This is a genomic window from Pseudomonas sp. MC6, from assembly GCF_054790575.1.
Genome location: NZ_CP186504.1, coordinates 4901926 through 4917159 on the forward strand (window position 1 = coordinate 4901926; position 15234 = coordinate 4917159).

The 15234-nt window shown below is 56.9% G+C and carries 7 protein-coding genes and 3 rRNA genes; 6 read left to right on the forward strand and 4 right to left on the reverse strand.

Features of this window, described 5'->3' with window-relative positions; all coding sequences use genetic code 11:
• The first annotated feature begins 1 nt into the window (after window position 1).
• Together ACOYXE_RS21820 and ACOYXE_RS21825 are read left to right on the forward strand one after the other, a co-directional pair.
• Window positions 2-3394: a non-ribosomal peptide synthetase gene (locus tag ACOYXE_RS21820; RefSeq protein WP_460926604.1), complete on the forward strand. Its 3393-nt coding sequence runs from the start codon at window positions 2-4 to the stop codon at window positions 3392-3394.
• A 23-nt stretch (window positions 3395-3417) separates the two neighbouring features.
• Entirely contained in the window at window positions 3418-3885 is a 468-nt protein-coding gene (locus ACOYXE_RS21825; RefSeq protein ID WP_460926606.1) for an SRPBCC family protein, read from the forward strand.
• 146 nt (window positions 3886-4031) lie between these two features.
• Here the strand turns inward: ACOYXE_RS21825 and ACOYXE_RS21830 are convergent, their stop codons facing one another.
• Window positions 4032-5912, reverse strand: a complete 1881-nt coding sequence (locus ACOYXE_RS21830) for a methyl-accepting chemotaxis protein (RefSeq protein WP_034151784.1) — start codon at window positions 5910-5912, stop codon at window positions 4032-4034.
• 304 nt (window positions 5913-6216) lie between these two features.
• On the opposite strand from ACOYXE_RS21830, the gene ACOYXE_RS21835 reads away from it, so the two are divergent.
• The 4 genes from ACOYXE_RS21835 (at window position 6217) to ACOYXE_RS21850 (ending at window position 11567) form a co-directional block, all read left to right on the forward strand.
• Window positions 6217-6717 (forward strand): sigma-70 family RNA polymerase sigma factor, encoded by a 501-nt coding sequence (locus ACOYXE_RS21835; protein WP_160054592.1) that lies wholly within the window; start codon window positions 6217-6219, stop codon window positions 6715-6717.
• Window positions 6717-7718, forward strand: coding sequence for a FecR domain-containing protein (locus ACOYXE_RS21840; RefSeq protein ID WP_160054590.1), 1002 nt, complete (start codon window positions 6717-6719; stop codon window positions 7716-7718). The genes ACOYXE_RS21835 and ACOYXE_RS21840 overlap by 1 nt, the downstream gene beginning before the upstream one ends.
• A gap of 87 nt (window positions 7719-7805) precedes the next feature.
• Window positions 7806-10310 carry a TonB-dependent siderophore receptor gene (locus tag ACOYXE_RS21845; protein WP_160054588.1) on the forward strand — a complete coding sequence of 835 codons (2505 nt, stop codon included), beginning with the start codon at window positions 7806-7808 and terminating at the stop codon, window positions 10308-10310.
• 78 nt (window positions 10311-10388) lie between these two features.
• Entirely contained in the window at window positions 10389-11567 is a 1179-nt protein-coding gene (locus ACOYXE_RS21850; RefSeq protein ID WP_160054586.1) for a PepSY-associated TM helix domain-containing protein, read from the forward strand.
• 72 nt (window positions 11568-11639) lie between these two features.
• On the opposite strand, the gene rrf (ACOYXE_RS21855) is transcribed toward ACOYXE_RS21850, so the two are convergent.
• The 3 genes from rrf (ACOYXE_RS21855) to ACOYXE_RS21865 all read right to left on the reverse strand — a co-directional run bounded on the left by rrf (ACOYXE_RS21855) (window position 11640) and on the right by ACOYXE_RS21865 (window position 15026).
• Window positions 11640-11755 (reverse strand): 5S ribosomal RNA (gene rrf / locus ACOYXE_RS21855).
• Window positions 11756-11860: 105 nt separating this feature from the next.
• Window positions 11861-11976, reverse strand: a 5S ribosomal RNA gene (rrf, locus tag ACOYXE_RS21860).
• A 156-nt stretch (window positions 11977-12132) separates the two neighbouring features.
• Window positions 12133-15026 (reverse strand): 23S ribosomal RNA (locus tag ACOYXE_RS21865).
• Window positions 15027-15234: the final 208 nt, after the last annotated feature.

Here is a 15234-nt window from a genome sequence, read left to right on the forward strand (position 1 = left end):
CATGAAACGTCTCGACATTTTGCTGATTGGCGCCAGCCAGGCCATGACCGACCTGGCGCTGGAGCTTGAACAACACGGCCACACATTGCAGCGCAGCGGCGTTGCGGCATCGACGGTGGACTTGATCATCGACGATGGCTTCATCGGCGCTGGCGATCGCTGCGCAATCCCCCACCTGCACCTGCGCTTGGGTATCAATGCGCACAGCAAGGCCGGTTTACCTTCACTCGATCTGCTGTGCTTCCTCGGTTCTTCACTGATCAGCCGCGTGCCGATTGCCGATGAGCCGTCCGGCAATGGTCAGTCACTGCGCCAGCGAGCTCTGACGCAGGTGATCGACGAGGTGACGTTGCTGGTCAGCCGCTTCTCTCGTAATGCTGACTATTTTCAGCAGGCCGCGTCGGTGCCGGCGGCGGATTTCGAGCGGATGGAAGACCTGCTGTTCCTCGACAGCCTGGCGTACATCCATCACCTCAACGACACGGCGAATCCGACGCTGCTGGAACAGGCGCAGACTCCGGCAATCGAGCGCCTGCAACAAAGCCTGATCCACCACGCCGAACGACCGGCGCTGCATCTCGCCGAACAATCGATCAGCTATCGGCAATTACACGCCCACAGTCGCGCGATCCAACAGCGCTTGCAGCCCTTGCTTGAGCAACACCCGCAGCCGTGGGTGGTCGGTATCTGCCTGCCGAAAAGCCCGGCGTTGTTCGCCTCGATTCTGGCAATCCTCGGCAGCGGCGCGGTGTACCTGCCGCTGGAGCCGAGCCATCCGCTGCAGCGTCAGCAATACATTCTGCAAAACGCCGGCGCGTTGTTGCTGCTGCACGATGGCGAGCATCCGCTTGGCGAAACCATGGCGGGGCTGGATGTCAGTCACATCGCCAGCGCAGACGCGGATCTGAGCCAACCGCTGATGTGCCGACGCCCAGAGCTCGATGCGCCGTGCATGGCGCTTTACACCTCGGGCACCACTGGCCATCCAAAAGGTGTGCTGCTCAGTCAGGCCAACCTTGCGCACTTCACCACGTGGTACGCCGATTACGTGCAGTTGCAGGCAGAAAGTCGAGTTTTGCAGTTCTCATCATTGAGCTTCGATTCGTCACTGATCGACATCTTTCCGACCCTGCTCGAAGGTGCCGAACTGGTGGTGCCCGACGACACCCAACGGCGTGATCCGCTGCAACTGATCGCGCTGATCCGTCGCCGACAACTGACCCATGCGTTCCTGCCGCCGGCGCTGTTGAGCATCCTGCCGCTGGAGCAACTGGAAGGCGTGCAAGTGATGACCGGCGGCGATGTCTGCGAGCCGTTCGTCATCGAGCAACTGACCCGTCAGGGCACGCTGCATAACCTTTACGGCCCGACCGAAGCCACGGTGCTGATCACTGCGCGTCAACTGATACCCGGTGACAGCAATCGCAGCCTCGGCGCGCCGATCGCCAACAGCCAAGTGCTGATTCTCGATGACGATTTGCAACCGGTGCCGCAGAACACCGTCGGCGAATTGTTCATCGTCGGCCCCGGCGTCTGCCTCGGTTATCTGAACAATCCACAGCAGACCGCCGAGCGTTATCTGACCTTGAATCTGCCGGACGGGCAGACGTTGCGCGCCTACCGCAGCGGCGACATGGCCAAGTGGGGCGAGCACGGTATCGAGCTATGCGGACGTCGCGATAACCAAGTGAAGATTCGCGGCTTTCGGGTCGAGCCGGAAGAGATCGAGCGCTGCCTGCGCGAGAGCCAGTTGTACCGGCAAGTGGCGGTGGTGATCGACAGTCAGCGGCGCATTCTGGCCTTCCTCGCCCAGCCGCAATCAGACACCGCGCGCGAAGCACTGAAGGCTCACGCCCGACAGTTTTTGCCGGACTACATGCAACCCGTGGCGTGGACCGAGCTGCCGAGCATGCCGTTCGCCAGCAACGGCAAGGTCGACCGCAAAGCGCTGCTGGAACTGCCGGTGAACGTGCAGGACAGCGGGCCGAAATGCCTGCCGGCGAATGCCGATGAAGCACTGTTGCTGGAGATCTGGGCGGAATTGCTGGAGTTGCCGAACAGCGATATTTCCACCGACGAAAGCTTCTTCAATCTCGGTGGTCACTCGATTTTGCTGTCGCGCATGTTGCTGCGTTTGCGTGAGGAGTTCGGCCGCAGCATCTCGATCAATCGCTTCATCGAACTGCCGACCATCATCAAACTCGCCACACTGGTGCGCGGCACCGATGACAACGCGGTGCTCAGCGCCCAGGCCATGGCTGACGCCGAGCGTGCGCTGGACATCGAACCGCTGCCGATCAGCCGCATGGGCGATGTGCACAAGGTCATCGTCACCGGCGCCAACAGTTTTGTCGGTGTGCACATCGTCGAGGCGCTACTCGGTTGGGGCGCCAGCGAAGTGGCGTGTCTGGTGCGTGATGGCGGCGGAAAAACGGCGGTGCAACGGTTTGCCGAGGCACTGCGGGAAAACCGTCTGGAGCATCTGGATCTGCGTCGTGTGCGGGTTTACGCGGCAGATATTTCGCGCCCGCAACTGGGCATGAACGACGAAGATTATCAGCGCCTTGATCGCGAGTTCGGCGCACTGGTGCACAACGCCGCCAACGTCAATCACGTGCTCGATTACGAGTCGCTGGCGGCGGACAACGTCGAGCCGATTTTCGCCCTGCTGCGCTTGTGCGAAGGGCAAAGCAAAAAGGTCTTCAACTTCGTCTCGACGCTGTCGGCCTCAAGCACGGTCGATGATGCGGGACGGGTGCTGGAACTGCCCGCCGCGCTGACGCCACCGATCTACATTCGCAACGGCTACAACCTGTCGAAATGGGTCGGCGAACGCATCCTCGAACGGGCGCGGGAGCGTGGTGTGAGCGTCAATCTGTATCGCCCCGGCAACATCAGTTTCAACAGCTTGAGCGGCGTTTGTCAGCCGCACAAAAACCGCTTGATGCTGATGCTCAAAGGCTCGATCCAGCTCGGCCAGGTGCCGGCCTTCGCGCTTAATTTTGACCTGATGCCGGTGGACTTTCTCGCCCGTTTCATCGCCTTCCACGCCAGCCGTTATTCGCCCGACCGCGCGGTGTTCAACCTGCACAACCCCGAGCCTTTGAGCTGGGACGCCTACGTTGCTTCGTTCCGCGAAACCGGCAGCGAGTTCGCATTGGTCAGCGTCGCCGACTGGCAGCAGCAACTGGGCCGGGTAGACGCCGCCAACGCGCTGTTCGGCGTGCTCGGTTTCTACCTCAACGGCTTTGAAGAAGACATCGGCGACATTTCCCTGATCGGCCACGCCAACGCCGAGGCCGGCGTGCAGCAGATGGGCGCGCACTACCCACAGAAGTCCCCAGCGCTGCTGCGTCGCGGCTGCGATTACCTGAAAGAAATCAACTTCATCTGAAGCCACAAAAAAGGAGCAACACCATGAGCACTCTGCAACCCGACACTCTGATCAAAAATCCGCACGGCTGCCACGTTGTCTCTTCGGTAGAAGTGCCGGCGGACGCGGCGCAAGTCTGGGCGGTGGTCGGCCACTTCGGCGGTTTCGACCGTTTCATTCCGGCGCTGTCGCACATAGAAACTATCGGCGAGGGCGTGTCCTCGCTGCGCAAGAAATGCTTCAAGGATGGCAACGTGGTGGTTGAGCAACTGAACTCCCGCGATGAACACGCACGAAGCATGACCTGGACGACGATTTACAACACCTTGGGCGTGGCGAATCTGTGGGCGGCGATGAATGTGCAATCGCTGGGCGCAAGCAAATCCCGGGCGACGTGGACGATCATTGCCGAGCCTGCTTCGGGGGGTGAAGAGGCGCTGCCGGGGTTCAAGGAGTTTGTGCAGGGGTTTGCGGATGATGCGATGGGGAATGTGCTGAGGCTGTTTGTTTAAGGCCTGAGTTCGGCGGTGAGTTCTAGACCGCTATCGCGAGCAGGCTCACTCCTACAGTTGATCGGGTTCCTTCAGATGGAACCCGATTTAATTTGTAGGAGTGAGCCTGCTCGCGAAGAACGATAACGCGGTCTTCAATCTGAAAATCAGATTTTGAAACTGTCGACCAGTTGCTTCAGGCGATTAGCCTGCTGCGACAACGCATCACAATCCTTCAACGTCTCGTTGAGGTTGGCCACGCTCTGCTGGTTCAGAAGGTTGATCTGGTTAACGTCGACGTTGAGGGTTTCCACCACGGCGGTCTGCTCTTCAGTGGCCGCGGCCACCGACTGGTTCATACCGTCGATTTCACCAATGCGCTGAGTCACGCTGACCAGACGCAAACCTGCCTGATTGGCCACTTCCACGCTTTGCTCGCTGGAGGCCTGACTAGCGTTCATGGTGGTCACCGCTTCGCGCGAACCGATCTGCAGCGAAGTGATCATCTTGTGGATCTCTTCCGCCGATTCCTGAGTGCGATGGGCGAGGTTACGCACCTCATCCGCCACCACCGCAAAACCACGTCCGGCTTCACCGGCACGCGCCGCTTCGATCGCAGCGTTGAGTGCCAACAGGTTGGTCTGCTGCGAAATCCCTTTGATCACATCGAGGATATGGCCGATGTTGTCGGTGCTGGCGTTCAGGGTTTCGATCTGCGTGCACGACAGGCTGATCTTCTGCGACAGCTCGGTCATTGCCTGAATCGTCTGCTCGACCACCTGACGACCGTCATCGGCCTGCTCGCTGGCGCCGCTGGCGTGTTGCGAAGCATCGGCAGCGTTGCGGGCGATTTCCTGAGTAGCAGCGCCCAGTTCGTTGATCGCCGCAGCGACGCTGTTGGTGCGTGCACTTTGCTCGTCGGAGCCGATGATCGAGGCGTTGGACGACGCCATCACCCGTTGCGACAAATCGTGCACATGACGGGTTGCCGAGGACACTTCGGAAATCGACGCGTGAATCCGTTCAACGAACTGGTTGAACGCACTGCCCAACTCACCGAATTCGTCCTTGCTCTCAACCACCAGACGACGGGTCAGGTCGCCTTCGCCCTGAGCAATGTCCTGCATCGCGCGGCCCATGGTGGTCAGCGGACGCATCAGAACGTTGATCAACAGGCTCAGCAGCAAGGCAATCGCGGCCACGGCGACAAACATCGCGATCAACGCCGAAGTGCGGAATTGGCTCAGTGCGGCGTAGGCCTTGTCGCGATCGATCGACAGACCGATGTACCACTGCGCATTCGGCAGGTCGCTGACCGGAGTGAACGACAGAATACGTTCCTGACCGTTAAGCACGACGTTCTGGTTGCCCTTTTCGATGCGCACGCTGGTGTTCGGGTAAATGTCTTTCAGGTTTTTCATGACCTGGTCTTTGTCCGGGCTGACGATCACCTGACCGTCGGCGCTGACCAGAAACGCATGGCCCAGGCCACCGAAGTCCACCGAGTTGATGATCTTCACCAGGGTTTCCAGGCTCAGGTCACCACCGACCACACCGAGCAGTTCGCCGTTCTTTTTCACCGGCATGGCAATGGTCACCACCAGCCCGCCGACAGCAGCCATGTACGGCGGCGTCAGCATGGTTTTGTCAGCTACCACGGCTTGCTTGTACCAAGGGCGCTGACGCGGGTCATAGCCGTCAGGCATCTTCGCGTCAGGACGCTGGGTGAACACACCGTTGGCCTGACCGACGTAGGTGAACTGGAAATTCGAGGTGAAGGCCGGTTGATCGACCAGACCCGGGAAATCCGCGTCCTTGCCCTGATGCGCAACATTCTGCGCGAGGTTTTCCAGCACCAGAATCCGCCCGCTCATCCAGTTCTGCACGCTGCTGGCGGTCAGATCACCGGCCTGCTGTACGGAGGACTGGAGGTTCTGGCGAATGGTGTTTCGCTGCAGGTAGTCGTTGTAGAGGGTGAACAGCGCGAACGCCAGGACCACGACGCCCGAGGCGGCCAACAGGATTTTATGGCTGAACTTGAGATTCATTTCATGGGACTTCTTATGCGAAAAGTGGGGATGCGTTCCGGATGCAACATTCCATGTACAGCGCAGGCAGCGTTCTTCTGGCCGCTCTACTTTGGTGCACGCATGTCTCACCAGTCTGTCGGCACGTGTCGGAGAAATCTTAGGGTTGAGCGGGAAATGGATGGTATTTCTGCCGGATTCCCGCCGAACGGCGTGCCAGAGCTTTCAACCAGGTGTTTTCCAGGAGCAATGTTCGAGCGACGGTTGCAAATTCCGTAACCCTTCATGACAATGCGACTAATTATCATTTGTGACGTCCGCGTTCATGTCCTCACCTGAGTTTGCAGTACAGGCGCTTTACAGTAGTCATCACGGCTGGCTTAACGCTTGGCTGCGCGCACGGCTGGGCAATGCGGCGGATGCGGCAGATCTCGCGCAGGACACTTTCCTGCGTCTGCTGCAACGCACCGAACGCCTCGAACTCAAGGCGCCGCGCGCTTTCCTGCGGACCATCGCTCGCGGGCTGGTGATCGACCATTGGCGTCGCGAAGAAATCGAACGGGCCTATCTGGAAACCATTGCTCATTTGCCCGAAGCCGAGACGCCTAGTGCCGAAGCCCGGGCGCTGGTGATCGAACTGCTGGAAAACATCGCGCGCATGCTTGAAGGACTGAAGCCGAAAGTGCGTCAGGCCTTTCTGCTGGCGCAGTGCGAAGGTTTGACCCACAAGCAGATTGCCGAGCAGATGGGCCTGTCGTTGCGCTCAGTTGAGCGTTACGTCGCCGATGCGCTGTATCACTGCTACGTGCTGCGGTACGAAAGCTGATGCCTGTAGATCACACCGCACTCGGTCGCCGTGCCGAGCCACAGCAACACGTGGTCAAACAAGCCATCCATTGGCTGTTGCGCTTGCGCAATAACCATGGCAATTCGCGGTTGAATCGCCAGTGTGAGCAATGGCGTGCCGAACACCACGAGCATGAACTGGCCTGGCAACGCGTGCAGTCGCTGCAAGCCGAATTGAGCAACAATCTGCGTGCAGTACCCGGTGCGCAGGTGGCGTTCAATACTTTGGAAAACAGTGCCCAAGGCCTTGGCCGTCGGCAGGCTTTGAAGCTGTTGTCTGGCGCATTGCTGATGGGTTCCGCCGCCTGGCTGGCCAAGGACACTGCCGCGTGGCAGCAATGGAGCGCCGATTACGCTACGGCGACGGGCGAGCGGCGCGCCTTCCAGTTGCCGGACGGTACCCGGATCGAGTTGAACACGGCCAGCGCGGTGGATCTGGATTACACGGCGCAACAGCGCCTGATCAAACTGACTCGCGGCGAGATCATTGTCACGTGTGGTGGCTCCGACGAGGGCGCGCCGACTGATCGGCCGCTGCGGGTACAAAATCGTCACGGGACTTATGAGCCCGTCGATGCCCGATTCATCCTGCGTCAGGACAATGACTGCACGCGGCTCAGCGTCACCCATGGCCAGGTTGCCATCCACTCCGGCGGCACCTCGGTAGAAGCACTCGCCGGGCAGAGTTATCTGATCGACCATCACCAGGTCCGCCCGGCCCCGACGCTGGACATGGACGCTGGCGCCTGGATCGATGGCTTGATCGTCACACGCAATATGCGTCTGGGTGACTTTCTCGCCGAAGTCGCGCGTTATCGGCAGGGCTTTCTGAACTGTGCGCCGCAAGTGGCGGAGCTGCGTCTGTCCGGCGTATTCCGTCTGGAAGACACCGACAAACTGCTGGCGATTCTGCCGCAGACGTTGCCGGTGCAATTGCGCTATCGCACGCGCTGGTGGGTGACTCTGGAACGTGCGGTCTGAAATTTTTTTGGCGGGTTTTTGCAGCAAGTCCGGCTTAGTCAGTAAGCACTTCAACTCAGCCTTCGCGACTGCCTACGGAAACCTACAATGACTGTCCGCGCCACCTGTAAGAACTCTCTGAATTTCATTGCCGAATCTGGCCTGTTGCGCCACGCCGTTCGAGCGGCGCTGTTTTCGACTGCATTGGGCGTTGGTGTGATGCCTGCAATAAGCATGGCGGCGGCTCCCGCTGGCAGTGAAGTCAGCCACCGCTACAACGTGGCTGCGGGCCCTCTCGGTGAGGCGCTGAATCAGTTTGCCCGTCAGGCTGGCATCACGTTGTCGATGACCCCGCAGCAAACTCAGGGCCGGCAATCGCTGGGCGTACAGGGTGAATATTCGACCGATCAGGCGTTGAGCCATTTGCTCGGTGGCTCCGGTATGGAAGCGGTTAGTCAGGACGGCAGCAGTTACATCCTGCGCCCATTGGCTGAGACCGAAGCACTGGCCCTGCCTACCACCGACATCAAAGGCTTCGCCCTCGGCAACGCTTTGGGCAGCATGGATGGCTACAACGCCACTCACAGCCAGATCGCCACCAAGACCAGTACCGCGTTGCTGGAAACCTCGCAAAGCGTATCGGTGGTCACTCGCGAGCAAATGGATGACCAAGGCTCGCAGACTGTCTCGCAGGCAATGCGTTACATCCCGGGCGTGCTGACCAATCCGTATGGCGCGACTCATCGCTATGACTATGTAGCGATGCGCGGTTTCAACGATGGCTCGGTGGACAACATCTATCTCGATGGCCTCAAGTCGATGGGCGACAGCGGTACTTACAGCACCATGCAGGTCGACCCGTATTTCCTTGAGCGCGTGGACATTCTCAAGGGACCGTCGTCGGTGCTGTATGGCCGCAGTTCGCCCGGCGGCCTGGTGGCGCTGACCAGCAAGAAACCGCTTTATGAGGCTTACCATCAGGTGCAAGCCACGGTCGGGACGCAGGGTCAGCGTGGAGTCGGTTTTGATTTCAGCGGCCCGGTCGATGACGACAAGCGTATCGCCTATCGTCTGACCGGGTTAACGGATCAGTCCGACACGCAATTCGACCACAACAAGGAAAAACGCTTCGCCCTCGCACCCACGCTGAGTATCGATTTCAGTGAAGACACTTCGCTGACCCTGCAGGCTTATCTGCAACACGATCCGGATGGCGGTTACCACGGTGGTGTGCCCGCCGACGGCACGATTCATCAGCGCAATGGCAACCGCATCTCGCCGCACTTCTTCGAAGGTGAGCCAGGCGTTGATGGTTACTCGCGCGATCAGCAGTCGTTCGGGTATCAATTCGAACATCGCTTCAACGATGTCTTCACCGCACGCCAGAACTTCCGTTACCTCGATTCCAAAGTGAACATGGATCAGGTCTACGCCTATGGCTGGACCTCGCCGAGCAGCAACGAGCTGAACCGCTATTACACCGGCGGGGACGAGCGTCTGCATGCGTTTATCGTCGATAACATGCTCCAGGCGGAATTTTTTACCGGTGCGACCAAACACACGGTGCTGATGGGCGCGGATTATCAGCGGCGTAAAACCGTGGTCGACTGGACCAGTGGCGGACTCACGCCGATCAATGCTTTCAATCCGGTGTATGGCAACTCGGCGATCGACATGTATGGCGAGACCAGTTACCTGCGCCGTCTGGAACAGACCGGGGTTTACCTGCAAGACTTGATCGAGATGGACAAGTGGCGTTTCTCGCTGGGTCTGCGCCAGGACTGGGTCGAGACTTCGGACGAAAACCGTATCGCTGAAGCCGGACGTCCGGTTGGCACAGAGATCAATGATCGCCGCACCAAGCTCACTGGCCGTGCCGGTGCGTTGTACCTGTTTGATAACGGCTTGGCGCCGTACATCAGTTACTCGGAGTCGTTCAACCCGAACTCCTATGCCGACAGCGCCGGTAATCCGCTGGCACCTACCGACGGCACACAGTGGGAAGTCGGTTTGAAGTATCAGCCGCCGGGCACTGATAACCTGTTCACCGCCTCGCTGTTTCGCATTGATCAGGAGAACCTGGCGACCAAACTGCCGCAGGAAAACTTCTATCGCGCGGTGGGTGCTGTGCGCTCCCAAGGTCTTGAGCTGGAAGCGCACATGCAGCTGACCGATAACCTCAAAGTCCTTGGCAGCTACACCTTCACCGATATCGAATACTCGAAGTCGATGGTCAGTACGTTGAGCACCCCGACCGACGTGATTGAGAACAAAGGCAACTCACCGACGCAAGCGCCACGTCATATGGCGTCGTTGTGGGCGGACTACAAGTTCGACAGCGCGGCACTCGATGGCCTGCGACTGGGCGGCGGCGTGCGTTATGTCGGCTACAGCTGGGCCGATGCGGAAAACACCCTGAAGGTGCCTTCCTACACGCTGTTCGATGCCTCGATTGGCTATGACTTGGGCAAGGTCGGCTTGAAGGGCGTCGATGTGCGTCTGAATGCGAACAACCTGACCAACGAGTCCTACGTCGCTTCCTGCGCGAGCCTGAACTTCTGCTACATGGGTGAAGAGCGCAACGTGGCGGCGACGGTCAGCTACCAGTTCTAAGCCTTTGGTCCTGTGCATAAAAAAGCCAGCCCCTGAATGTTCAGGGGCTGGCTTTGTCGTTTCTGGGGGGAAATTCCAATGCGTGCGTTTTTGGTGTTGTTGCATCGATATATCGGTTTGGCTACCGCAGTGTTTTTGCTGTTGGCCGGGATTACTGGAAGCATTCTGGCGTTCAACCATGAGTTGGATGAATGGTTGAACCCGGAGTTTTATGCTGCCTCTGCGCAGGGCTCTAGACTGCCGCCGGGTGAATTGGTTGATGCGGTGCAATCTGCGCATCCGAAGCTGCAGGTCTGGTACATGGAGTATCCGCATGAGGCGGGGCATACCGCTTTACTGGCGGCAGTTCCACGTAATGATCCGGCGACGGGTAAGCCATTCGACGAACGTAATCAGGTGTTTTATCTGGACCCGGTGAGCGCTGAGCAGACGGGTCAGCGTTATTGGGGGGAGTGCTGTTTTGAACGGAAGAATTTTGTCCCGTTCATCCTTGAGTTTCACTACAACCTGACATTGCCGGGGAACTGGGGATTGTGGCTGATGGGGTTGGTGGCCGTTGCCTGGGTGATCGATTGTTTTGTGGCGCTATGGCTGACATTACCGAGAGGAAAGCCATTCTGGAAGAAGTGGTCGACGGCCTGGAAGGTCAAGGGTGGGCATGCCTACCGGCTGAACTTCGATCTGCATCGTGCGGGGGGATTGTGGTTGTGGCTGTTGTTGTTGCCGATCGCCATCAGCAGCGTAGCGATGAACTTACCGAGCCAGGTGTTCAAGCCTGCGGTGTCGCTGTTTTCGCCGATTGAGCCGAGCGTCTATGAGGCTCGAGGGCGAATGCCTGTTGGTGATCTTGGGGTGACGCAGTTGAGTTATCAGCAAGCGTACGAAAGGGCACTACAGGAGGGGAAAAGGTTAGGACTGACTGCTGCGATCGGGGAGTTGTATTACAGCTTTGAGTACAACTTCTACGGCGCTGGATTTGGGCAGCACGACACTGAAGCCCATGGTAAATCCTGGTTGTTCTTTCACGGTACGGACGGGCGCTTGTTAGGGCAGGAGATTGCAGGGCGGGGAACGTTGGGAGAGCAGTTTTATCGGTTGCAGCTCCCGATACATGGTGGACGGATCATTGGTGTGACCGGGCAGGTAATGATCGCGGTGTTAGGTGTTTTAATTGCAGGACTGTCAGCGACTGGCGTCTACATCTGGTGGCGAAAATGGCAGGCTCGACGTATCAGCAAGGCACGCAAAGCAGTTTGATGATTGGTTTTTGCAGGCGCTGAAATGACAAAACCCCTGTCTGCGTTAGCAGACAGGGGTTTCGGAATTCAATCTTGACGATGACCTACTCTCACATGGGGAAACCCCACACTACCATCGGCGATGCATCGTTTCACTGCTGAGTTCGGGATGGGATCAGGTGGTTCCAACGCTCTATGGTCGTCAAGAAATTCTGTATCTGGCCCGTCAACACGGTAACAAGCCAGCAAAAACGGATGTTTCTACTAAAACAAAACCCCAACTGCTTTCGCAATTGGGGTTTTGGAATTTAATCTTGACGATGACCTACTCTCACATGGGGAAACCCCACACTACCATCGGCGATGCATCGTTTCACTGCTGAGTTCGGGATGGGATCAGGTGGTTCCAACGCTCTATGGTCGTCAAGAAATTCGGGTACTGAGTCGTGACCAGAGGGCCTCGCTTCAGCAAATTGGGTATGTGACAGCTTTCGGTGTTTTGTGAACATCAAACTTTCGGTTCGTTTCGTCTTCACACACCGCAATCTGGTCTCTCTCGAGTTCACAAATTGCTTGGGTGTTATATGGTCAAGCCTCACGGGCAATTAGTATTGGTTAGCTCAACGCCTCACAGCGCTTACACACCCAACCTATCAACGTCGTAGTCTTCGACGGCCCTTCAGGGAACTCAAGGTTCCAGTGAGATCTCATCTTGAGGCAAGTTTCCCGCTTAGATGCTTTCAGCGGTTATCTTTCCCGAACATAGCTACCCGGCAATGCCACTGGCGTGACAACCGGAACACCAGAGGTTCGTCCACTCCGGTCCTCTCGTACTAGGAGCAGCCCCTCTCAAATCTCAAACGTCCACGGCAGATAGGGACCGAACTGTCTCACGACGTTCTAAACCCAGCTCGCGTACCACTTTAAATGGCGAACAGCCATACCCTTGGGACCGGCTTCAGCCCCAGGATGTGATGAGCCGACATCGAGGTGCCAAACACCGCCGTCGATATGAACTCTTGGGCGGTATCAGCCTGTTATCCCCGGAGTACCTTTTATCCGTTGAGCGATGGCCCTTCCATACAGAACCACCGGATCACTAAGACCTACTTTCGTACCTGCTCGACGTGTCTGTCTCGCAGTCAAGCGCGCTTTTGCCTTTATACTCTACGACCGATTTCCGACCGGTCTGAGCGCACCTTCGTACTCCTCCGTTACTCTTTAGGAGGAGACCGCCCCAGTCAAACTACCCACCATACACTGTCCTCGATCCGGATAACGGACCTGAGTTAGAACCTCAAAGTTGCCAGGGTGGTATTTCAAGGATGGCTCCACGCGAACTGGCGTCCACGCTTCAAAGCCTCCCACCTATCCTACACAAGCAAATTCAAAGTCCAGTGCAAAGCTATAGTAAAGGTTCACGGGGTCTTTCCGTCTAGCCGCGGATACACTGCATCTTCACAGCGATTTCAATTTCACTGAGTCTCGGGTGGAGACAGCGCCGCCATCGTTACGCCATTCGTGCAGGTCGGAACTTACCCGACAAGGAATTTCGCTACCTTAGGACCGTTATAGTTACGGCCGCCGTTTACCGGGGCTTCGATCAAGAGCTTCGCGTTAGCTAACCCCATCAATTAACCTTCCGGCACCGGGCAGGCGTCACACCCTATACGTCCACTTTCGTGTTTGCAGAGTGCTGTGTTTTTAATAAACAGTCGCAGCGGCCTGGTATCTTCGACCGGCATGAGCTTACGGAGCAAGTCCTTCACCCTCACCGGCGCACCTTCTCCCGAAGTTACGGTGCCATTTTGCCTAGTTCCTTCACCCGAGTTCTCTCAAGCGCCTTGGTATTCTCTACCCAACCACCTGTGTCGGTTTGGGGTACGGTTCCTGGTTACCTGAAGCTTAGAAGCTTTTCTTGGAAGCATGGCATCAACCACTTCGTGTTCTAAAAGAACACTCGTCATCAGCTCTCGGCCTTAAGATCCCGGATTTACCTAAGATCTCAGCCTACCACCTTAAACTTGGACAACCAACGCCAAGCTGGCCTAGCCTTCTCCGTCCCTCCATCGCAATAACCAGAAGTACAGGAATATTAACCTGTTTTCCATCGACTACGCTTTTCAGCCTCGCCTTAGGGACCGACTAACCCTGCGTCGATTAACGTTGCGCAGGAAACCTTGGTCTTTCGGCGTGGGTGTTTTTCACACCCATTGTCGTTACTCATGTCAGCATTCGCACTTCTGATACCTCCAGCAAGCTTCTCAACTCACCTTCACAGGCTTACAGAACGCTCCTCTACCGCATCATCCGAAGATGATACCCGTAGCTTCGGTGTATGGTTTGAGCCCCGTTACATCTTCCGCGCAGGCCGACTCGACTAGTGAGCTATTACGCTTTCTTTAAAGGGTGGCTGCTTCTAAGCCAACCTCCTAGCTGTCTAAGCCTTCCCACATCGTTTCCCACTTAACCATAACTTTGGGACCTTAGCTGACGGTCTGGGTTGTTTCCCTTTTCACGACGGACGTTAGCACCCGCCGTGTGTCTCCCATGCTCGGCACTTGTAGGTATTCGGAGTTTGCATCGGTTTGGTAAGTCGGGATGACCCCCTAGCCGAAACAGTGCTCTACCCCCTACAGTGATACATGAGGCGCTACCTAAATAGCTTTCGAGGAGAACCAGCTATCTCCGAGCTTGATTAGCCTTTCACTCCGATCCACAGGTCATCCGCTAACTTTTCAACGGTAGTCGGTTCGGTCCTCCAGTTAGTGTTACCCAACCTTCAACCTGCCCATGGATAGATCGCCCGGTTTCGGGTCTATTCCCAGCGACTAGACGCCCTATTAAGACTCGCTTTCGCTACGCCTCCCCTATTCGGTTAAGCTCGCCACTGAAAATAAGTCGCTGACCCATTATACAAAAGGTACGCAGTCACCCAACAAAGTGGGCTCCCACTGCTTGTACGCATACGGTTTCAGGATCTATTTCACTCCCCTCTCCGGGGTTCTTTTCGCCTTTCCCTCACGGTACTAGTTCACTATCGGTCAGTCAGTAGTATTTAGCCTTGGAGGATGGTCCCCCCATATTCAGACAAAGTTTCTCGTGCTCCGTCCTACTCGATTTCATGACTAAGAGATTTTCGCGTACAGGGCTATCACCCACTATGGCCGCACTTTCCAGAGCGTTCCGCTAATCTCAAAGCCACTTAAGGGCTAGTCCCCGTTCGCTCGCCACTACTAAGGGAATCTCGGTTGATTTCTTTTCCTCAGGGTACTTAGATGTTTCAGTTCCCCTGGTTCGCCTCTTGCACCTATGTATTCAGTACAAGATAACCATCTTATGATGGCTGGGTTCCCCCATTCAGACATCTCCGGATCAAAGTCTGTTTGCCGACTCCCCGAAGCTTTTCGCAGGCTACCACGTCTTTCATCGCCTCTGACTGCCAAGGCATCCACCGTATGCGCTTCTTCACTTGACCATATAACCCCAAGCAATCTGGTTATACTGTGAAGACGACATTCGCCGAAAATTCGAATTTCTCAACTAAGAGAACTCACAAATTTTACCTTAGCCTGATCCGTTACCAGTGAAAGTAACGTTCAGTCTATCTTTCTATCACATACCCAAATTTTTAAAGAACGATCTAATCAAAAGACTAGAAATCAATATTCTCAATGGAATACTCA

Bases quoted from the DNA above. Each gene is read 5' to 3' on its own strand.
- ACOYXE_RS21850 (WP_160054586.1), top strand. From the start codon at position 10,389: ATGCGTGCGTTTTTGGTGTTGTTGCATCGATATATCGGTTTGGCTACC.
- ACOYXE_RS21820 (WP_460926604.1), top strand. From the start codon at position 2: ATGAAACGTCTCGACATTTTGCTGATTGGCGCCAGCCAGGCCATGACC.
- ACOYXE_RS21825 (WP_460926606.1), top strand. From the start codon at position 3,418: ATGAGCACTCTGCAACCCGACACTCTGATCAAAAATCCGCACGGCTGC.
- ACOYXE_RS21840 (WP_160054590.1), top strand. From the start codon at position 6,717: ATGCCTGTAGATCACACCGCACTCGGTCGCCGTGCCGAGCCACAGCAA.
- ACOYXE_RS21835 (WP_160054592.1), top strand. From the start codon at position 6,217: ATGTCCTCACCTGAGTTTGCAGTACAGGCGCTTTACAGTAGTCATCAC.
- ACOYXE_RS21830 (WP_034151784.1), bottom strand. From the start codon at position 5,912: ATGAATCTCAAGTTCAGCCATAAAATCCTGTTGGCCGCCTCGGGCGTC.
- ACOYXE_RS21845 (WP_160054588.1), top strand. From the start codon at position 7,806: ATGACTGTCCGCGCCACCTGTAAGAACTCTCTGAATTTCATTGCCGAA.